Raw genomic sequence first — 18,091 nt, 5'->3', positions numbered from 1 at the left:
TTGGTAGAGCAACTGATTCGTAATCAGTAGGTCTGGAGTTCAAGTCTCCAAGCTGGCTCCAGTGAAATCAAGCCCTTGCGGTCATGCCGCAGGGGCTTCTTTCGTTTCCGGCTCAAAGCATGCGTTTTTTCCGCCTCTGCGCCCGCCTTCTCCGGAACGGGCGGCCATGCCCGCCGCATGTCAGAAAGGCCGGCCTTCCCCCTCACGCGGGAAGACCGGCCTTTTCTCTTATGCGGATCGTATGCCGTCTGTTATGCGTTCACCTTCATGGACTGCACGAGTTCTTCCATAAGATCGGGATATTCCCTGATGTCGCTGTCCATGATGAAGTTGCGGCGCTGCTGGAAGCGCTTTTTCAGCGTGGCGATGAAATCATCCTTGTTGGGAACGATGCGCGGATTGTACCGGTCATAATAGCCCGGCAGTATCTTCTCGATGGACTCGCGCGTGGGAATCTGCGCGTCCTCCACCAGTTCCCAGTCCTCCCACTCCAGCGTGCCTTCCAGAACGGCCGTCTGAAGCGTCAGAGAAACGTTCAGCGGCACGGTCTTCAGGTTATTGTCGGAGCCGTTCCACATCCCGCCGCCGCCACCGGACCAGATGTAGCACTCGCAGCCGGCGCGGAATATCTCAATATAGCCCAGGCAGTCCTTGGCCAGAGGATAGACGCGGAAGGGATTGGCAAAGGGAACAAAAATCAGCTTCTCCATGTCTTCGGCGCTGACATTTTCAGCGCTGCTGCGCTTGGTCATGAGGGTTGCGCCCATGGCCACGGCAAGGCCGGGAGAGGTAAGCCTGACAAGCGGCGGCAGGGTGGAATCCTTCATCAGCCAGCCTATGACATTGGGGAAGCCGATGCGGTCGGTGGTCTTGCCCAGAAGATCGCGGCTGAACAGGGCGCGGCCGTTGTTGTTGCGTATATCCCGGCCCACAGGAATGATTCTGCCGTCGTAATTCACCACCAGCATGTTCTGTGTGGTGATGCAGTATTTCCAGTCCTGATGATGTTCATCGCGGCTGTCCGTCTTGTCGTACAGCGCAGGTTCCCATACATAGCTGCGCCGGTTCCTGCAGTCTATCTGGAAGGCGTCGTCATGAGCGATGCGGCACTTCGCTTCCTTGGGAAGCGTTCCGCCGTTGTCCATCGTATTGATGTGCGACGACTTGCCGGAACCGGACAGTCCGTAAAACGCAATGATCTGCTTTCCGCGATGGCCGAAGCCCGGCACCTGCGAAAAATCCACTTCCTTGATGCCGGCATGGGCCGCCACCATTCCCATGCGCATGCCCGCCGTCCAGGCCATGGTAAGCGTGCCCTTCTTGCGCTCGCCGAAGTAACGCATGCCGAGGTTGAAAATGGTCATGTGCTCTTCATCAACCGCCACGCAGCCCTTGCTCCAGCGCTTGTCGTCGGACTTCCAGCCGGGGAAGGAAACAAAAAGAATATCCTGTACGGGCAGTTCCACGCTCTTTTCGTATTCCGGCACGGAAGAGAGCGGCGTGAAATTGGCATACCAGTGGAAGATATTGGAAATATCACTTTCCGGAGCAATCATGCGCGCCTTGATCATCAGATGGGCATCCAGCCCGATGACGGCTTCCGCGTAAACGAGTCTGTTCTCGCACTGCATCTGATACACGGCTTCGCGGAGCATTTCCTCAAGGGCAATCTTCTCTTCCGCGTCGGCCCTGTTGTAGAACACCCGCGCATCGGCGCTGCGCCCGACAGTCTTCCCGCAGTTGTCGTTGAACACTCTGGCGTCGGGGGGAAGCCCGAGGCGCCTTACCGTGCTTTCGTCCATGGGAAGATCCGTCACCGTCACCCAGGGAAGACGGCAGGACATTTCATACGCCTCCGCCGGAGAAACATAGCGGAGAGAATTTCCATGATTGCGATTATTGAACAGAGACTCGGCAATGGCCCGAAGACGGGACATTTCACTCAGTTTGCTGTAATACTTCCAAGACGGCTGACTCGCCATACCAGTTCCCGTGCCTTTTTCCTCCTCCAGAGCCGGAGAAGAACATAATATGGTTTATCCGATCATGATCATACAGGAAACAGTTTTTTTCATGTAACTGTCAAAAAGGCATATTATGCTATTTATTTTGTCAGCAATACAACATCCTTCATCATGAGAATGCAATATTCACAGGTATCATTTCACATGACTGCAGGCTCGAAACGCTGTTGAAAATATCTCTTCTGCCGCCTCCTCTCCGCTTCTGCGGAAGCATGTTTTTCCTTCCGGTGCTCTTGGCATCCATTCTCACATCCGCCGAAGAGCTTCATCAGGGAAACAGGCTCTGTATGTTGAACATGACTGTCTTGCTGCAGGTCCCCTTCTCTGCTCCCATGCCTTGCGGCATGCAGGTTTTCAGATTCGTTTTTCCGATAATGAGCGTTCCTGAAGAATTTGTCCATAAATCAGGCTCCGACAAAGCAAAAAAAATCCATAATTTTCCCAGAATAAGACATCTCACATGATACAACAGAAAAAATATAAAAAATTTTAGTATATTAGATTGTTTTCTTCACAGGCGGCAACGATCATGAAAATATGCCGCGGCAACAGGCCCATGTATGCCGCTTATACGCGCATTTTCATGAACCATGGCCATGGTACAGGAAAACTTTCGCACAATACCCGGAAATACATTATTTTTTCCTGATTTTCCTCAGGGCGGCCTCCAGGTTTCCGCATCATGTGCAGTGTCTTCCCGGGCAGGATGCAGGATCGCGCCTCCGCGCCTGCCGGAACCTGCGCTTTAAACAGGCGAAGCCGCATGACGCGGCTCCGCACAGAAATATGAAAGGGATACGGCTACAGATACTCCCGGAAAAACGCCTCCATGGCATCGAAGGGAATGATGTCCGTCCTGTCGTACAGGTCCGTATGGCTGGCGCCGGGAATGATCATGAGCTTCTTGTTCTCTCCCCTGAGCTTTTTGAAGGCGTCTTCGCTGAAGTAGCGGGAATGCGCCTTTTCCCCATGGATGAGCAGCACCGCGCTGCGGATTTCTCCCGCGTAGCTCAGCAGGGGCATATTCATGAAGGAAAGCGGTGAGGTGGCGTTCCAGGCGCCGTTGGAATTGACGGAACGGGGATGGAAACCGCGGCTGGTCTTGTAGTAGTTGAAATAATCCTTCACAAACTGCGGTTCATCGCCCTTCAGCGCCTCGGGAAGGCCGTTCTGCGAAGGTGCAATGATGCCGGATTTCGCATCCTTCGTGCGCTGCGCGTTGAGCTCGCGGCGCAGTTCATAACGCGCGTTCTCATCCATGGCATCAAAATACCCGTTGGCGTTGACGCGGCTCATATCATACATGGTGGAAGCCACCGTGGCCCTGATGCGCGTATCCATGGCGGCGGCGTTGAGTCCCATGCCGCCGAAGCCGCAGATGCCGATGATGCCGATGCGCTCCTCATCCACGTTTTCCTGCGTCGTGAGAAAGTCTACCGCCGCGCTGAAATCCTCGGTGTTGATGTCGGGCGAAGCCACATTGCGGGGCTCCCCTCCGCTCTCCCCCGTATAGGAGGCGTCGAAGGCCAGGGTCACGAAGCCGCGTTCGGCCATGGTCTGCGCGTACAGGCCGGAAGCCTGCTCCTTCACCGCGCCGAAAGGCCCGCTCACGGCTATGGCCGCCATGCGCCGCTGCTCCGTGTGCGCGGGAACATACATGTCCGCCGCAAGCGTTATGCCGTAGCGGTTCCTGAACGTCACCTTCCTGTGGATCACCTTGTCGCTTCTGGGAAACGTCTTGTCCCATGCTTTCGTCAGTTCCATGTCGTGATGTCCTCCTGCCAGTGTGTCGTTATGCGCAGCGCCGTATGCCGTTGCGGCCCCGGCCAGAAGCAGCACGCTGCAAAAAAGTCCCGCTACCGTATTCATGACTTCGCCCCTTTTTTTCGATGAACATGACATACATGCCTCTTCTTCGTTGTAGAGATACGGCTGCGATATGACAAATACTTATATTTCATGACAAACCATAGAAAAAAGGCATGGATCGGACCAGGCCTCCTTCCGCTTGAGCCCTACGCCGGGAAGCCCGGCAGCATGCTCATCGGCAAGGGAGAAAAACATGTCCCGCGGGAAGACTGCCCTGCCGCCCCACCAGCTGCGGACCATCCTCACGCCGCAGGGCATGCCCCTTCTCTTCCCCCACCGCCCCCGAAAAAAGCATGCCGAAAAAACGCAGTGCTAAAAAAAATTTTACCTTTTTCTCTTTCAGTAACTTCTTCCATACCCTCGGATCAAAGCAAAAGAAAAAATCGATTAGACAAAAAAATATGGCGATTATATATCCTGTACATAAAGTGTTGATCCACATCCATTCATTCGTGGGAGAAGATCATGAAGAATGTAAAAAAATGGATGATACTCATTATCCTTTCCTGCATTCCGCTCCTGTTTACGGAAACGGCGCTGTTCACTCATCAGATAAAACTGTTTTTTGCCATTACTACAGCCTCGATACTTCTTGTCTGTTTTGATCTGACAGACAGTCTTGTTGCCTCCATCGTTCTTTTTCTCGGCTATTCCATTTTCGATGTCGCGGACAAGTCCGTCATTTTCCTGTCCTGGGGCAACGACATGACCTGGATGCTCATCGGCTCCCTGGTACTGGCCTCCATTCTGGAACAGACGGGAGTGATGGTACGCTGCGCCTACTTCATCATCTGCAAGACCAACGGCAGCTATGCCAAAATGATATGGGGCGTGTATCTCGCCGCCCTGTTTGTGGCCTTTCTTACATCCGTAACGGGATTTCCGCTCTTTGCCACGCTGGTGTTCGGCATCTGCTCAGGACTCGGCTACAGGCCCGGCTCCAGAGAGGCCAACGGCATCGTGTTTGCCGCCATGACCGGAGGCATCGCCCCCTTTGCCTGGATCTACAATCCCATCAATGCCGGCGTGGGCGCGGCCGTCGTCAATCTTTTCGACTCCTCGCTGACCATATCCTGGCTTTCCTATCTGACCACAGGCCTGCCGTGGCTTCTGTTCGACCTTGTCTGGATGCTGCTCATCTCCCACGTTTTCTTCCGCTGCAGCATGAACGTCGATACCGCCTTCTTCAGAACGGAATATGAAAAGCTCGGCCCCGTGCGCCCCGATGAAAAAAAGGCCGTCTGTCTCGCCGTCCTCGTGGTCGGCTATCTCATCGCCTCCAGCTTCCTTGCCCTGCCCTCCGGCTATGCCTTCATGCTGCTGCCCTGGCTGGCTTTCCTGCCCGGGGTCGGACTCGGCTCCGACCGTGTTCTGCGGGGCATCAACTACAGCATCATTTTCTTCACCGTCTCCTGTCTCTCCATCGGCAGTGTGGGCGTGAGCACCGGCGTGGACAGGTTCATTGCCGACATGGTCACCCCCATGCTGCAGGGCCTTTCCGAATCCGGCTATGTGGCAGGCGTGTGGCTCATCGCGTCCCTATCCAACCTGCTGCTTACTCCCGTTGCCGTGACCACGGCCCTCGGCGTTCCCATCATGCAGATAGGCATAGACCTCGGCATTCCTCCGCTTGCCTCGCTGTTCACCATACTCATGAACGTCAGCAACGTGTTCATGCCGCATGAAAACACCGCCTACCTCATGTATTTCGCCTTCGGCCTGTTCACCATGAAAGACTTCATCAAATACAATACCATACGCATGATACTGCACCTTATTTTCATGCTGCTCGTCATTGTTCCCTGGTGGAAGCTGACGGGCGTCATGTAAAGCATATCCCCTACTTTTCAGGAGGTTCATCATGAAGAACGGTATCAAGATCATCGATATGCGCTGCCGTCCCCCCTACCGGGGCTTTCTCAATGAAGGATATCCCTTCGGGCTGTACGATGTCGCCTTTGCGGGCCTGTTCCGCAAAATGACGAACACCACGGCAACCCCCTCCCTTCTGTACAGGGACATGGGCCTTTTCATCCGGGAAATGGACTGCGCCGGCATCGATATCGGTGTGGCTCCCTACCGTGCGGCCTGGGGCGACCCGCGCAACAACCGCAGAAAGACCGACAATCAGGATCTCGTGGACCTCATGAACGAGTATCCCCACCGTTTTCTCGGCATTGCCTGCCTTTCTCCGGTATATAACACCATTGATGAAAACATCAGCGAAATCGACAAGTTCTGCGTCAACGGCCCTCTGCCGGGCATCATGCTGGAACCCTACATCGACCAGCCCAACTGGTTCATGAACGACAAAGAGCGCGTCTATCCCATTCTGGAAAAGTGCGCGCAGCACGATCTGCCCGTGCTCATGACCTTCGGCAGTCTGCCCGGCTTCCCCGCCGAACAGATTGATCCGCTTCTGCAGGCCTGCCGCGACTTCCCCGGGGTGAATTTCGTGTGCTGTCACGGCGCCTATCCCTATGTGGACCGCTTCTGCCACGCCGCCTTCATCATTCCCAACCTGTACCTGTCGCCCGACATGTACTTCATCAACACGCACTGCCGCCAGATGTACCTGGACGCCGCCAACTATACCCTGCGCGACAAGCTCATGTTCGGCACGGCCTGTCCGGGCATTCCTCTGGAATTTGCCGTCAACTACTATATGAACAGCGGCCTGCGCGAAGAAGTTCTGCCCGACATCATGTACCGCACCGCCGCGCGTCTGTTCCACCTTCCTCTTGACTGATGGAGAATCACCATGATCATCGATATGCGTCTTCGTCCTCCGTACAAAAGCATCTGCAACATGGGTCTTTACACGGCGCAGGAACACATTGTTCCCGTCATGCATAAAAACGGCGGCCGCCTCGCCCCATCCGCCCATGAAAAATCCATGCCCCTGCTTCTTGAGGAAATGGATCAGGCCGGCATCACCATGGGCGTCGTGCCCATCCGCACCGCCGACGGCGTCAGCAACGACGATCTCGTGCAGCTTATTGCCGACTACCCGGGCCGCTTTGTCGGCATGGCCGGGGTCGACCCCACCGACGGCATACTCAAAGCCTTCGATACCATCGACACCTATGTTCACAACGGCCCCTGCAAAGGCATAGTCATGGAACTGCCCTTCTGCAAAAAGGGACCTCTGCACTGCAACGACCGCTATCTGTGGGCCATTTATGAAAAATGCGAAGCGGAGCAGGTGCCCGTCATGCTGCAGTGGGGCGGCATGTTCGCCCCGGATCTGAAGCTGTACGACCCCACGGAACTGGACAAGGTGGCCGTCAGCTTCCCCCGCATGACCATCATTGCGGCCCATGCAGGCTGGCCTTTTGTGACGGAAATCATTCAGGTGGCCTTCTGCCGCAACAATGTCTACCTCGCGCCCGACACCTACATGACGCCGAACACTCCGGGCTTCCAGGACTATGTCCGCGCCGCAAAGAACATGCTGAGCGAACGGATCTGCTTCTCCACGGCCTATCCTCTGGCCACCATCGCCGACACGAAGAAATCCTTCCTGGAACTCGGGCTGAGCGGGGATATTCTGGAAAACATCTTCTGCAACAACGCCGTCCGGGCGCTGCATCTCGAAGATCAGATCCGCTGATCGCCGCTGCATCCTTGTGAAACATCGCTGTTCTCAGACAACGGGAGAAGATATGAACAGAGTCTGCACTATTCTCGGTATAGAAAAACCCATCATTCAGGGCCCCATGGCCTGGACCTCGACGGCTCCGCTGGTCGCCGCCGTATCCAACGCAGGCGGGCTCGGCGTGCTCGGCGTGGGGTTCGCCCCCATAGGCTTTGTGCTGGAACAGGTAAAGGCCACGCGGGCGCTTACGCAGAAGCCCTTTGCCATCAATGTCATCATGGATCCGGCATCCGGCATTCTCGACAAGATCGTGACCGTGGTGAAGGAAGAAAAGGTGCCCGTGGTCTACGCCGATACGCTCATCGGCCTCGACTACGCGCTCTCGAAGAAATACTTCGACATCTGGCACGAGCTGGGCGCACGGGTCATCGTCAAGGCCAGCGACATTCGTGACGCCGTCACCGCCGAAAAGGCGGGCGCCGACATCGTCATCGTCAAAGGCTGGGAAGGCGGCGGCCATGTGACCGTGGAATCGACCATGGTGCTCGTTCCGCAGGCGGCGGACGTACTGGAAAAAACGCCTCTGGTGGCCGCAGGCGGCATTGCCGACGGCCGGGGCATGGCTGCGGTCATGGCCATGGGCGCCGAAGGCATTGAAATGGGCACCGTGTTTCTCGCCGCGGCGGAAACGCCGGTTCATCCCAACGTCAAAACGGCCGTGCTGGCCTGCGGCGACATGCAGACCGTGATCACGGGAACCGCCACCGGAGAACCCTGCCGGCAGATCGCCAACGCCCTTTCCGAAGAAATACTCCGCATCGAAGCCGAATATGTCCGGAAGGAAGCTGCCGAACGGCTCCGCCCCGTGGCCGAAAGCTCTCTGAAAAAGGCCATGGCCGAAGGCGACACCGAACACGGCGCCGTCATGGCGGGCCAGATCGCCCCGCTTGTGAACAGCATCCGCCCCGTGGCGGACATCATGAACACGGTCATTGCCGAATGCCGCGCCGTCATGGCAGGCATGAGCCGTCTGCAGCTCGACTGACCTTTGATCCCTCCCGGTATGCGGGCGCAGGCAGGCTCCGGCCTGCCTGCACGCAACGCATAAAACCGGTTCCGCACGCTTTTCTGGGAGAAAAACCATGACACCCCTCTTCCTTCCCTCCACGCCCGTCAGAGAGTCCTCGTATCCCGGCCTGAACCAGTGCTCCTTTATCCTGCCTGCAGGATTCCGGCAGGAAGAAGGCCGCATGGCGACGACCTGCCCCATTCTGGTCGAGCAGGACATCCCCGTCCGCCTGCGTGACGGCGTCACCATCCGGGTCGACATCTTCCGTCCCGCAGGCACAGAGCGGGTTCCGGTGATCATGGGCTGGAGTTCCTACGGCAAACGTGCGAGCTGGCTCACGCTGGATCTGTTCGGCCACCCCACACGCATGGACGTGAAAAAGGAATGGGAGGACGGGCTGAACAAATTTGAAGGGCCGAATCCGGCATACTGGGTGGCGCACGGCTATGCCGTGGCCGCCCCCGATCCGCGCGGCGTGTTCATGTCCGAAGGCGACATTCAGGCCTGGGGACCGCAGGAAGCCCGGGACGAATATGACGTCATCGAATGGCTGCCGCCCGGCCCTGGTGCAACGGGAAAATAGGCCTGAGCGGGACCTCCATGCTGGCCATGACGCAGTATTTCGTGGCGGCGCTGCGCCCGCCGCACCTGGCGGCCATCGCCCCCTGTGAAGGAGCCTCCGATCTTTACAAGGACAACCTTGCCCGGGGAGGCATTCCCGCAAACCTGTTCGCCTCTCAGATTTTCTCCCACGTCTACGGCAACGGCAGAACGGAAGATCTTGCGGGCATGATCGCCCGTGAGCCTCTGTACAACGAATACTGGGCCTCCAAGGCCGCGGAACTGGAACGCATCATCACCCCGGCCTATATCGTGGCCTCGTGGACCAACCTTGTTCACACGGGAGGCACCTTCCGCGCCTGGGAGCGTATCTCCTCAGCAGAAAAATGGCTGCGCGTACACAACACGCACGAATGGCATGAATACTATCGCCCCGATCATGTGGAGGAACTGCGCCGTTTCTTCGACTATTATCTGAAGGGCAGGGAAAACGGCTGGCCCGATACGCCCCGCGTGCGCCTCGCCGTGCTGAATCCGGGACATGAGGACATACTCGACCGCAAGGAATCCGAATTTCCCCTGAATCGCGAAAAGTACCGCCTCTTCCACCTGGGAGAGCAGGAAAAACTCTCCGAATCCCCCCTCGAACACGGCGTCACGCTGCGTTATGTTCCGGAAAAGGAAAGCGCCGTGTTCCGCATGGTCTGCAGGCAGGACATGGAAGTCACCGGCTACATCATGCTCAGGCTCTGGGTGGAGGCGGAAGGCGCCGACGACATGGACCTTTTCGCCTTTGTGCGCAAGCGCGACGGTGAAGGCCGCCTGCTGCTCAGCCGGGTGGTCACAGGGCGCACCTTTGCCGGAGCCAACGGGCGCCTGCGCGTTTCCCTGCGGGAGAGCGGAGAAATGGCGCCGTACCGGCCCGAACCCTTCTTCCGCACGGAAAAAAAGCTCAGCCCCGGAGAAATCGTTCCCGTGGACATCGGCTTCTGGCCCACGGCCATGCGCTGGAACCGGGGAGAAATTCTGGAACTTGTCGTCTGCGGGCACGACCTGCTCATACGGCCCGAGTTTCCCGATATGCCCGCGGAAAAAACCATCAACCGGGGCACCCATGTGCTGCATCTGGGCGGGGACTTCGACTCCTTCCTCGCTCTGCCCTGTATAGAAATACCGTAAGCGCCGCACGGCGGGCGGTCAGATGCCGGGGAAAAGCTGATTCCGATACCGGAGGAAAAAGTAGCGGACGGTATTTCTCACGCATTCCTGCGCGCTCTGCCCCCCGCCGGAAGGCGAACACATGACGAACCTGACAGGCATGGTGAAATCGGCAACCGGCATCGCCTTCACCCTCTGGTCGTAGTGGGAATTCAACATGAGCAGCGAGGAATACACCCCGGCCATGTCGACATTTTCCTTGATGACCTCCAGCATGGATTCATTGGAGGAAAAGGAATACACCCCCGGCCGGAAGTAGGCCTGTATGCCGGCATAGGGATATTCGCTGAGCTTGTCCGCATCTTCTATCTGCGCAAGAGAAAGCGTTCCCAGATCCGCAAGACTCAGCGCCTTCTTTTTTGCAAGGACATTGCCGGCATTGATGTACACCCGGCTCTGGTCGTCCATGAGCTCCTCATACAAAAAGCCCTGCTCCCCGGCACGGGCCTTCACCTCTTCGAGCCGGTCGTGCGGACGACAGAGCAGGTACAGGCCTTCGTCGCTTTCCGCATTCCGGAAGGTATTGGTGCTCTCCACGATTTTCAGACGAGTGGACGGATAATTCTTGAAGACGTATCGGGAAACATCCACCAGAATGGACCGGCACAGGGAGGGTATGGCAAAGATGCTGACGTTTCCCGCAACGTTTCTGAGATTCCGCTCCGCCAGGGCGCTCATGCGCTGATACTGTTCAAGCATGTCATGGGCATAAAAAAAGAATTCCACGCCCTCCGGGGTCAGTTCTATGCCCTTTTTCTGCTTGGAAAACAGCGTCACCCCCATTTCACTCTCCAGCGTGGCCAGAGAAGCGCTCAGTGCAGGCTGTGTAATGAACACCCGAGCGGCGGCCTCATTGAGGGAAGCGCTTTTCGCAGCCCCGATAAAATATTCCAACTGCTTGATGTTCATGGCGAAAGATATCCATCCTGTTGCAAGGGGTCGTCATGAATATACTTCCGCGTCCTCCAAATGGCAATGCTCGGGCCTTTCCTGCACTTTCTGCCGGCACAGAAGCGCGGCCCGGAGCGCCTCCATGCCCGTACCCTGCGTGACGCTCACGCAGAAGATGTCCTTGACTCCGGCATTCTTCAGAAAACGGCGGGCACGCTCAAGGTCTGCCTCCGGCAGGTCGATTTTGGTGATCACGCCGACGACGCGGCGGTTGAACATGGAGGCGAATCCCGGGGGAATCTGGCAGAAGGTACGCGTGGCATCCTGCACGAAGACAAGCACGTCGCAATCCGCGGAAGCGGTGATGAGCGCAGGATAGAAGCGGCGGTTTTCCAGAAACTCACTGGGCGTATTGACGAAATTGCGGAAAAAATCCACGGCAAGCACCTTGCGCGGCGCATATTCCGCCCCGGAAAGAACGCGTATGAGCGAGCTTTTGCCCGAACGCCATTCCCCTATGAGCATGGTCTTCAGCATGGATTCCCCTTTTTGTTCCCCTGAGTATTCCGTGCCCTTCCCTGCGGTGCCGGAAACGTGCGCCGCCCCTCCGGAGGGCACCGCAGGCTTCCCGGGGCGTCTCCCTGCAAAAACAAGGGCGTTTTCCTGACGGCGCCGTGCAGAGGGCACTTCCGCGCTCCGAGGCATTTGTCCAGGGGCACAGAAAAAACGTGCTGCACAGCTCCACGGCCGCCTCACGGAACAAGGCGCGGAAGCGTATTTCCCCGGCCCGCTCCGCACCATGCCCCACATGCGCAAAAGCCCGGCGAACATGCACCGGGCCGGATCATGCACTGGGAGCGACAATATCAGGTGCGCGTCATGTCCACGGAGGCGTAATGCAGCACGCCGTCGAAATAGGCAATGACGCTTTTAAGCGCCGATTCCACACTGGCCACATCGCCCACAAGGAGCAGCGAACCGCCGAAACGGTCCAGAAAGCCGATGTCCACGGAACCGGACTTGGTGGCGATATCCGCCGCAATGATGACGCCTTCGGCAGGAGTAATGGTGAGTATGCCGAGAGCGTCGCTTACCGTGTCGTCCAGCCCGAGCTTGAGGTAGATGCCCCTGTTGGGGCTGGCGATGACATGGGCGAGCGTGATCTGCTTACCCGGAACGTATTCCTGGATGACTCGCTGCTTCGGTTCGTCGCTTATCCTGCCCATGATGCCCCTGTCTCCGAAAAGGCGCGGGGGAGGGAGAATGCCTCCCCCGCATGAACGGTGTTACCCGAGAAGATGCTTTTTAAGATCCTCGCTGGGCGAAGGAATGACGATGTGGCTGAGCACGGGGCCGGAGCCTTCGCCTTCCACAACGGACACGCCCGCATCCACGGAAGCCTGCACGGAGCTGACTTCCCCGGTCATGACGATATAGGCCTTGCCGCCCAACCCCGAGGCAAAGCGCAGTTCGATGAGATGCACCTGTCCGGCCTTGGCCGCCGCATCGGCGGCAAGCACGCAGGCGGCCGTGGTGCAGGTTTCGATGCAGCCCAGAGCGTCGATGCGGGGGCACACGGCAGTGCCGTTCATGGCGGGAATCACGGCCTCATGCACGCTGGGAATGACAAACCAGTCCACCACCATGTCGGCGCCGATTTCGCGGCCGTGGGCCACGGAACTCTTCACCGCTCCGGTGTCGCCGGTGACAATGACAAGATAGCGGCCCGGGCAGGTGGGGCGGGAGAGGACAAGCTGTACCTCGGCGGCCTTGACCATTTCGTCCGCGACATGCAGGCCCGCGCTGATGCTGTTCAGTTCCACGCAACCGATAGTGCGTAATTTCATCACAAGTTCCTCACGCCTTGATAGTTATCATTCCGTCCGCAACGGACTCCACCACGCCGTCGATGCTGGCATGAACCCTCGCGCCCATGGCTTTTTCGGGAATCTCGCCGATGAGGTCGCCGCATTTCACGCGCATGCCCTCGGAAACGACGCACACGGCGGGCGCGCCGATGTGCTGGCGAAGCGGAATGCTCACCCGGGAAGGCACGATTTCCCCGGCATAACCGGGATGCGTATCATATTCCACAAGATCCAGGCGCTGCAGGAGCCGCGCGGTGGGCACGCGGCGTTCCTCACGGAAGGTATTGGGTTCCGGAGCCTTGCCGGAAGAAACCCACTTCACGCCGGCCTTCATGAGTTCCCTCTTGATCTGCGCGTTGACCTCGCGCGGGGAAACCATCATGGGGCAGGCAAACTTTTCGCACAGGCCGCATTCGGAACACAGAAGCGCCTCTTTGGCCGTTTCACTCGCAAGGTCCTGCCCGGCGAACACGCGCATGAGCTTGTTCGGATGCAGGGAATGGCCGAGCAGGTGCCGCGGGCACAGATCGGTGCAGCGGGAGCACTGGCAGCATATGGTATTGGTGATCTGCCGCACTCTGGCCGGATCCATGACCTTGCGGACCACCACGTTATGATCGGGCGGAAGCACCAGAAGGCCGCTCGTGGTCTTGGTGACCACGGCACGGGACACGTCGGGGAGCACCTTGCCCATCATGGGGCCGCCGTCCACCACGCGGTGTTCCGGAATGGTGGCTCCCCCGGCAAAGGCGATGACATCGGCCACGGGGGTACCCACGGGGGCCTTCACCACCATGGGACGGCGCACCTCGCCCGCCACGGTGAGATAGCGTTCCGTCACAGGGATGCCGTCCAGAGCGCGGGCCACGTTGTACAAGGTTTCCACATTGCTCACCACGGCCCCCACCTGCAGGGGAAGACCGCGTTCGGGCACGATGCGCCCGAGAGCCTCATACACCAGCACCTGTTCGTCGCCCGCAGGGTAGAAATCCCCGAGTTCAAAGGCTTCCAGCGTGCCGCTTCCTTCGCGCGCCACGGCCTCGCGCACCGAAGCCATGGCCTTTGCATGCTTGCCCTTCAGGCAGACCATGCCCTTTTTCGCGCCGGTGCATTCCATGACGGCCTTCAGCCCGCGAAGCATGGTGTCCACCTCATGTTCCATGAGGTGCGGATCACTCATGAGCAAAGGCTCGCAGGAGGCGCCGTTCACAAGAACCGTATCCACCGTGGCGTCGGCCTTGACGTGGGTGGGCAGACCCGCGCCGCCCGCGCCGACGACGCCGGCTTCCCGTATTCTGTCAACAATCTGATTTCCCATTCTTCTGTCCTCTGGCATGACATGACGCCGGTCGCGCCGCCCGGACTCCGCCCGGAGCGCAATACATGAAAAGCGCCGTTTTCCCCGCGCGCCTCTCCGGCAACGGACCGCGCGGGCACCATGTTATCTCTCCCCGCTTCGCAGGGCATGTTCACCTTACCAAGCGTGCTCCAGAATCTGCCTGATATCCGACACGGAAGGACGCCGGGGGTTGCTCTTCGTGCACATATCCTCCAGCGCATGGGCCGCCATGGTGTCGAGGGAGGCGGCAAAGGCCGACTCATCCACCTTGAGGTCGCGTATGCGCGCGGGGATGCCCATGGCCTCGTTCAGACCGCGCACGGCCGTGATGAGACCGTTTGTGCCCTCTTCCACGTTGCTGTGGGGAAGGCCGATGATGCGCGCAAGCTCCCTGTAACGCACGCCCGCGTCGAAGCTGTTGAAACGTATGGCATAGGGCAGAAGCACGGCGTTGGCCAGGCCGTGGGGAATGTGGAACTGCCCGCCCAGCGCATGGGCCATGCTGTGCGTAATGCCGAGCCCGCTGTTGTTGAAGGCCATGCCCGCCATGCAGGAGCCGAGCAGCATCATTTCCCTCGCCTCCATGTCTTCCATCTGCTGATAGGCCTTGAGCAGGTAGGAGAATACATAACGGATGGCCTGCACGGCAAGAATATCGGTAAAGGCGTTGTAGTCGCGCGAGGTGTAGGCCTCCACGGCATGGGTGAGCACATCCATGCCCGTGGCCGCCGTGACCGAAGGCGGCACGGTACGCGTGAAGCGCGCGTCGAGAATGGCCACGTCGGGAATGAGCAGCTCATCGTTCAGGGGGATCTTCACGCCGTGCTGCTTGTCCGTGACCACGGAAATGGCCGTGACTTCGGAACCTGTGCCGCTCGTGGTGGGAATGGCGGCCAGAAGCGGACGGGGCAGGGAAGGCGCGGCCTTGCGTGCGAAAAAGGCGATGGCCTTTGCCGTGTCGATGGCGGAACCGCCGCCGAGGGCCACAATGAGGTCGGCCCGGCTGGCCACGAAGTCCACCGTGCCCTGCTTCACCGTTTCCAGGGAAGGATCGGGCTCCACGCTGGAAAAAATGCGGTGCGGAATGTCCCGCCGCTCCAGATGACTCGTGATCTGGTCGGCAAAACCGCTCTTGACCATGAACGGGTCCGTCACCACGAAGGCGCGGGTACAGGGCAGTTCCTCCAGGGTGTCAAGGGCGTATTTGCCGTAGCATATCTTTGTTTTTCCGTGGAACTGGGTCACGCTGATTCTCCGCGAAATATGCCGGGATACGGCTTCTGTCCGTCCGCAGGCCGCATGTGCGGCCCGGGCGGGATGCAGTACCCCGCAGTCTGTGGTTTCCGGCAGGCAGAGCCGCGCTGCCGGGCCTCATCATGCCCGGAACGTTCCCCGGTGCATGCTTCAGGGCTTTTCCCCGGGGAGGGACGCGCCCTCCCCGGAGAGATGAACACTATTCGGCCTCTTCGGCGCGATGGGGCAGGATCAGTTCCACTTCGCTGTGGGGGCGGGGAATGACATGCACGCTGCGCAGTTCGCCCACGCGTTCCGCGGCAGCCGCGCCCGCGTCGGTGGCGGCCTTCACCGCGCCCACGTCGCCGCGCACCATGACGGTGACAAGCCCGCCGCCTACCTGTTCGCGGCCGATGAGCGTCACGTTCGCGGCCTTGACCATGGCGTCAGCGGCTTCAATGGCTCCGACGAGGCCCCTCGTTTCAATCATGCCGAGTGCGTCAAGTTTCATGGATGGTCTCCTTATGTTTTAGCTGTGGCGTGCCTGCGGGGCACGGCTGAAGTTCCTTCGTGCAGCGTGCCGCACGCTCAGATGTTGTCCTTGATGGTTTTGAGAGCTTCCACCGTCATGGCGCGGATTTCCCTGGGATCGGTCACGCCGTACTGCGTTTTCAGCATGTGCGCCACCGCCATGGAAAGGCTCTCCAGACTGCCCGCGGAAGCCAGCCCCGTGCCTTCCTCGGGTCCCACGAAAAAGGTCTTGCCCGCGCCGCAGCCTCCGCGGCAGGGAGCCTGAACATGTTCCGCCGGGGCCGGTTCCTCACCGTACACGATGCTCACCTTGCGCCGGGCAAGCTCGTCCCTGGCCCCCGGCGTCAGAATACGGTTTTTGCTCACATAGAGCTTTCCGTCACTTTTGCAGATGAAAGCGTCGAGATTCTCCACACTGATCAGTTCTTTTTTCATGCTTACCTCACTGCGCCCGTCAATGCCCTTGCCAGCGCTTCGGCGGGATTGGGAATGACCACGGCTTCCACAAGTCTGGAACCAAGGGCCTGCCGGGCGGCCTCCACGGCCTCGCTCACGGCGGCCACATCGCCCCCGAGAACGAAGAACGCCTTGCCCGCTATGCCCTGCCCGGACACGAATTTCAGCAGCCGGACGGCGGAGCGTTTCACCGCTCTGTCGGCGGCATGAAGGGCCGGGGAAACAAAACGGCTTTCCACCACACCCAGCGCTTCCCCGGGAAGAGCCGCCTCGCTTTTCTTCAGCGCGGCCGTCACCAGGGGAGAAATATGGGAAATCACAAAGGAGCCGACAAGCTTCCGGCCCGAGGCTTCCGCAAGGGCCACGGAAGTGCCCACGGCCTCACGCTCGCCTGCGACATAGATGAGGAAGCGCCCGGAACAGAGCGTACCCGCGCGGACAAGTTCCACGTCGGCCGCCTTGACCATGGCGTCGGCCAGCTCCACGCCGGAAGCTATGCCGGAAACTTCCACCACCCCGAGACTGTCCATAACACCCTCACAGGCCCTTTGTGATCTCTACTTCATCCAGAATGCCCACAATGGCGGCATCCATGGGAATATCGGACGAGGCAAGCGCCATGCGCGCGGAAGAACCGGTCACCACAAGGACCTGCTCCCCTATGCCCGCACCCACGCAGTCGGCGGCCACGAGGCTTTCATGCCTGCCGCCGTCCGCCGGGTCGATGCGCTGCACCACCATGAGCTTGAAGCCGTTGAGCGCCTCTTCCTTCTTGGTGGCCCACACGTTGCCGATGACAATGCCGATAATCATGCCTCTCCTTCCTTCACGATGCGCATGTTCAGCTCTTCCGCCTTTTCCGCCGCAAGGGGCGTGATGCTGGCCCCGGCAGGGATCACCATCGTGCGGCGGCCCTCGGCCCCGGCATGTTCCACCATGGCCGCTGTAATCAGCTTCTCCCGCACCATGACCTTTTCAGGCAGCCTGGGACGGAAGGCCCTGAGCCCGTATCCGGCCAGAGTCCTTTCATGGGCGGCGTAAAGTTCATACAGAGGACCGGGGGCGGTGTCGACATACGCACGGTAGGAAAATTCCAGAACCTCCACCTCCACGCCGCGCAGCAGCAGGCCGAGCACCTCCTCCATGCAGGCGGAAGCGGCGCGTCCCACCGCAAGAGCGGCCATGTCGGAGCAGGACAGCACGGGCAGGATATGCCGCACGGGCCTGCGGCCGTGATCCTCTTCCCCGAGGAAAAGAAGATCTGCCCCGTTTTCGTAATACGGAGCGACGAGAGTGCGCACCCGTTCCGCAAGAGCTTCGTCACGGGGGGCAAGCACCCTCACGCAGGCCTTCGCCCGGGCCGCTTCCGTCCGTTCCAGAACTTCCTGAACGATGGTGCGTACAAGTTCCGCCATGTCCATCATGCGTTTCCCC

At 59.2% G+C, this 18,091-nt stretch carries 19 protein-coding genes and 1 pseudogene; 6 read left to right on the top strand and 14 right to left on the bottom strand.

Annotated elements, in window-relative coordinates:
- Window positions 1–251: 251 nt before the first annotated feature.
- From Q0K07_RS01710 to Q0K07_RS01700, 3 genes are all read right to left on the bottom strand, one after another.
- Window positions 252–1,982: a phosphoenolpyruvate carboxykinase (ATP) gene (locus tag Q0K07_RS01710; RefSeq protein ID WP_294555564.1), complete on the bottom strand. Its 1,731-nt coding sequence runs from the start codon at window positions 1,980–1,982 to the stop codon at window positions 252–254.
- A gap of 843 nt (window positions 1,983–2,825) precedes the next feature.
- Complete coding sequence (locus Q0K07_RS01705; RefSeq protein ID WP_294555562.1) at window positions 2,826–3,893, bottom strand: alpha/beta hydrolase; 1,068 nt, start codon at window positions 3,891–3,893, stop codon at window positions 2,826–2,828.
- A 172-nt stretch (window positions 3,894–4,065) separates the two neighbouring features.
- The gene (locus Q0K07_RS01700) at window positions 4,066–4,335 is read right to left on the bottom strand and encodes a hypothetical protein (RefSeq protein WP_294555559.1); all 270 of its coding nucleotides are present in this window, start codon (window positions 4,333–4,335) and stop codon (window positions 4,066–4,068) included.
- 23 nt (window positions 4,336–4,358) lie between these two features.
- On the opposite strand from Q0K07_RS01700, the gene Q0K07_RS01695 reads away from it, so the two are divergent.
- The 6 genes and pseudogenes from Q0K07_RS01695 to Q0K07_RS01670 all read left to right on the top strand — a co-directional run bounded on the left by Q0K07_RS01695 (window position 4,359) and on the right by Q0K07_RS01670 (window position 10,300).
- Window positions 4,359–5,723, top strand: a complete 1,365-nt coding sequence (locus tag Q0K07_RS01695; RefSeq protein WP_294555556.1) for an SLC13 family permease — start codon at window positions 4,359–4,361, stop codon at window positions 5,721–5,723.
- 31 nt (window positions 5,724–5,754) lie between these two features.
- Window positions 5,755–6,642 carry an amidohydrolase family protein gene (locus Q0K07_RS01690; RefSeq protein WP_294555554.1) on the top strand — a complete coding sequence of 296 codons (888 nt, stop codon included), beginning with the start codon at window positions 5,755–5,757 and terminating at the stop codon, window positions 6,640–6,642.
- Window positions 6,643–6,654: 12 nt separating this feature from the next.
- Complete coding sequence (locus Q0K07_RS01685) at window positions 6,655–7,506, top strand: amidohydrolase family protein (RefSeq protein WP_294555551.1); 852 nt, start codon at window positions 6,655–6,657, stop codon at window positions 7,504–7,506.
- Window positions 7,507–7,558: 52 nt separating this feature from the next.
- Window positions 7,559–8,536: a nitronate monooxygenase gene (locus Q0K07_RS01680; protein ID WP_294555548.1), complete on the top strand. Its 978-nt coding sequence runs from the start codon at window positions 7,559–7,561 to the stop codon at window positions 8,534–8,536.
- A gap of 97 nt (window positions 8,537–8,633) precedes the next feature.
- Window positions 8,634–9,223, top strand: a pseudogene (locus Q0K07_RS01675) (CocE/NonD family hydrolase); the annotation flags it as partial.
- A gap of 126 nt (window positions 9,224–9,349) precedes the next feature.
- The gene (locus Q0K07_RS01670; RefSeq protein WP_367178859.1) at window positions 9,350–10,300 is read left to right on the top strand and encodes a CocE/NonD family hydrolase C-terminal non-catalytic domain-containing protein; all 951 of its coding nucleotides are present in this window, start codon (window positions 9,350–9,352) and stop codon (window positions 10,298–10,300) included.
- Between the two features lie 18 nt (window positions 10,301–10,318).
- On the opposite strand, the gene Q0K07_RS01665 is transcribed toward Q0K07_RS01670, so the two are convergent.
- The 11 genes from Q0K07_RS01665 to Q0K07_RS01615 all read right to left on the bottom strand — a co-directional run bounded on the left by Q0K07_RS01665 (window position 10,319) and on the right by Q0K07_RS01615 (window position 18,081).
- Window positions 10,319–11,248 carry a LysR family transcriptional regulator gene (locus tag Q0K07_RS01665; RefSeq protein WP_294555540.1) on the bottom strand — a complete coding sequence of 310 codons (930 nt, stop codon included), beginning with the start codon at window positions 11,246–11,248 and terminating at the stop codon, window positions 10,319–10,321.
- A 33-nt stretch (window positions 11,249–11,281) separates the two neighbouring features.
- Complete coding sequence (locus Q0K07_RS01660) at window positions 11,282–11,767, bottom strand: EutP/PduV family microcompartment system protein (RefSeq protein WP_294555537.1); 486 nt, start codon at window positions 11,765–11,767, stop codon at window positions 11,282–11,284.
- Between the two features lie 329 nt (window positions 11,768–12,096).
- Window positions 12,097–12,456 (bottom strand): BMC domain-containing protein, encoded by a 360-nt coding sequence (locus tag Q0K07_RS01655; protein WP_294555535.1) that lies wholly within the window; start codon window positions 12,454–12,456, stop codon window positions 12,097–12,099.
- Between the two features lie 60 nt (window positions 12,457–12,516).
- Window positions 12,517–13,077, bottom strand: a complete 561-nt coding sequence (locus Q0K07_RS01650; RefSeq protein WP_294555532.1) for a BMC domain-containing protein — start codon at window positions 13,075–13,077, stop codon at window positions 12,517–12,519.
- A 10-nt stretch (window positions 13,078–13,087) separates the two neighbouring features.
- The gene (locus Q0K07_RS01645; RefSeq protein ID WP_294555529.1) at window positions 13,088–14,416 is read right to left on the bottom strand and encodes a 4Fe-4S dicluster domain-containing protein; all 1,329 of its coding nucleotides are present in this window, start codon (window positions 14,414–14,416) and stop codon (window positions 13,088–13,090) included.
- A 156-nt stretch (window positions 14,417–14,572) separates the two neighbouring features.
- Window positions 14,573–15,682, bottom strand: coding sequence for a 1-propanol dehydrogenase PduQ (locus Q0K07_RS01640; RefSeq protein WP_294555526.1), 1,110 nt, complete (start codon window positions 15,680–15,682; stop codon window positions 14,573–14,575).
- 208 nt (window positions 15,683–15,890) lie between these two features.
- Window positions 15,891–16,181 carry an ethanolamine utilization microcompartment protein EutM gene (gene eutM / locus Q0K07_RS01635; RefSeq protein WP_294555523.1) on the bottom strand — a complete coding sequence of 97 codons (291 nt, stop codon included), beginning with the start codon at window positions 16,179–16,181 and terminating at the stop codon, window positions 15,891–15,893.
- Window positions 16,182–16,258: 77 nt separating this feature from the next.
- Window positions 16,259–16,636: a hypothetical protein gene (locus tag Q0K07_RS01630; protein ID WP_294555520.1), complete on the bottom strand. Its 378-nt coding sequence runs from the start codon at window positions 16,634–16,636 to the stop codon at window positions 16,259–16,261.
- A 2-nt stretch (window positions 16,637–16,638) separates the two neighbouring features.
- Window positions 16,639–17,187: a BMC domain-containing protein gene (locus tag Q0K07_RS01625; protein WP_294555517.1), complete on the bottom strand. Its 549-nt coding sequence runs from the start codon at window positions 17,185–17,187 to the stop codon at window positions 16,639–16,641.
- Between the two features lie 7 nt (window positions 17,188–17,194).
- On the bottom strand, window positions 17,195–17,470 hold the full coding sequence (locus Q0K07_RS01620) for a EutN/CcmL family microcompartment protein (protein WP_273522528.1): 276 nt from the start codon (window positions 17,468–17,470) through the stop codon (window positions 17,195–17,197).
- Window positions 17,467–18,081, bottom strand: coding sequence for a hypothetical protein (locus tag Q0K07_RS01615; protein WP_294555511.1), 615 nt, complete (start codon window positions 18,079–18,081; stop codon window positions 17,467–17,469). The genes Q0K07_RS01620 and Q0K07_RS01615 overlap by 4 nt, the downstream gene beginning before the upstream one ends.
- Between the last annotated feature and the right edge of the window lie 10 nt (window positions 18,082–18,091).

It is taken from the genome of uncultured Mailhella sp. (genome assembly GCF_944324615.1).
Taxonomy (GTDB): Bacteria; Desulfobacterota; Desulfovibrionia; order Desulfovibrionales; family Desulfovibrionaceae; genus Mailhella.
The sequence above is the reverse complement of the archived record's forward strand: the minus strand, read 5'-3'. Positions and strand labels throughout refer to the sequence as shown.

What these genes read in the sequence shown, in the direction of transcription:
- Q0K07_RS01705 (WP_294555562.1), bottom strand. Translation starts at nt 3,893, where the DNA reads ATGAATACGGTAGCGGGACTTTTTTGCAGCGTGCTGCTTCTGGCCGGG.
- Q0K07_RS01625 (WP_294555517.1), bottom strand. Translation starts at nt 17,187, where the DNA reads ATGGACAGTCTCGGGGTGGTGGAAGTTTCCGGCATAGCTTCCGGCGTG.
- Q0K07_RS01685 (WP_294555551.1), top strand. Translation starts at nt 6,655, where the DNA reads ATGATCATCGATATGCGTCTTCGTCCTCCGTACAAAAGCATCTGCAAC.
- Q0K07_RS01695 (WP_294555556.1), top strand. Translation starts at nt 4,359, where the DNA reads ATGAAGAATGTAAAAAAATGGATGATACTCATTATCCTTTCCTGCATT.
- Q0K07_RS01660 (WP_294555537.1), bottom strand. Translation starts at nt 11,767, where the DNA reads ATGCTGAAGACCATGCTCATAGGGGAATGGCGTTCGGGCAAAAGCTCG.
- eutM (WP_294555523.1), bottom strand. Translation starts at nt 16,181, where the DNA reads ATGAAACTTGACGCACTCGGCATGATTGAAACGAGGGGCCTCGTCGGA.
- Q0K07_RS01630 (WP_294555520.1), bottom strand. Translation starts at nt 16,636, where the DNA reads ATGAAAAAAGAACTGATCAGTGTGGAGAATCTCGACGCTTTCATCTGC.
- Q0K07_RS01655 (WP_294555535.1), bottom strand. Translation starts at nt 12,456, where the DNA reads ATGGGCAGGATAAGCGACGAACCGAAGCAGCGAGTCATCCAGGAATAC.
- Q0K07_RS01645 (WP_294555529.1), bottom strand. Translation starts at nt 14,416, where the DNA reads ATGGGAAATCAGATTGTTGACAGAATACGGGAAGCCGGCGTCGTCGGC.
- Q0K07_RS01690 (WP_294555554.1), top strand. Translation starts at nt 5,755, where the DNA reads ATGAAGAACGGTATCAAGATCATCGATATGCGCTGCCGTCCCCCCTAC.
- Q0K07_RS01650 (WP_294555532.1), bottom strand. Translation starts at nt 13,077, where the DNA reads ATGAAATTACGCACTATCGGTTGCGTGGAACTGAACAGCATCAGCGCG.
- Q0K07_RS01615 (WP_294555511.1), bottom strand. Translation starts at nt 18,081, where the DNA reads ATGATGGACATGGCGGAACTTGTACGCACCATCGTTCAGGAAGTTCTG.
- Q0K07_RS01620 (WP_273522528.1), bottom strand. Translation starts at nt 17,470, where the DNA reads ATGATTATCGGCATTGTCATCGGCAACGTGTGGGCCACCAAGAAGGAA.
- Q0K07_RS01670 (WP_367178859.1), top strand. Translation starts at nt 9,350, where the DNA reads ATGATCGCCCGTGAGCCTCTGTACAACGAATACTGGGCCTCCAAGGCC.
- Q0K07_RS01700 (WP_294555559.1), bottom strand. Translation starts at nt 4,335, where the DNA reads ATGTGGATCAACACTTTATGTACAGGATATATAATCGCCATATTTTTT.
- Q0K07_RS01665 (WP_294555540.1), bottom strand. Translation starts at nt 11,248, where the DNA reads ATGAACATCAAGCAGTTGGAATATTTTATCGGGGCTGCGAAAAGCGCT.
- Q0K07_RS01680 (WP_294555548.1), top strand. Translation starts at nt 7,559, where the DNA reads ATGAACAGAGTCTGCACTATTCTCGGTATAGAAAAACCCATCATTCAG.
- Q0K07_RS01710 (WP_294555564.1), bottom strand. Translation starts at nt 1,982, where the DNA reads ATGGCGAGTCAGCCGTCTTGGAAGTATTACAGCAAACTGAGTGAAATG.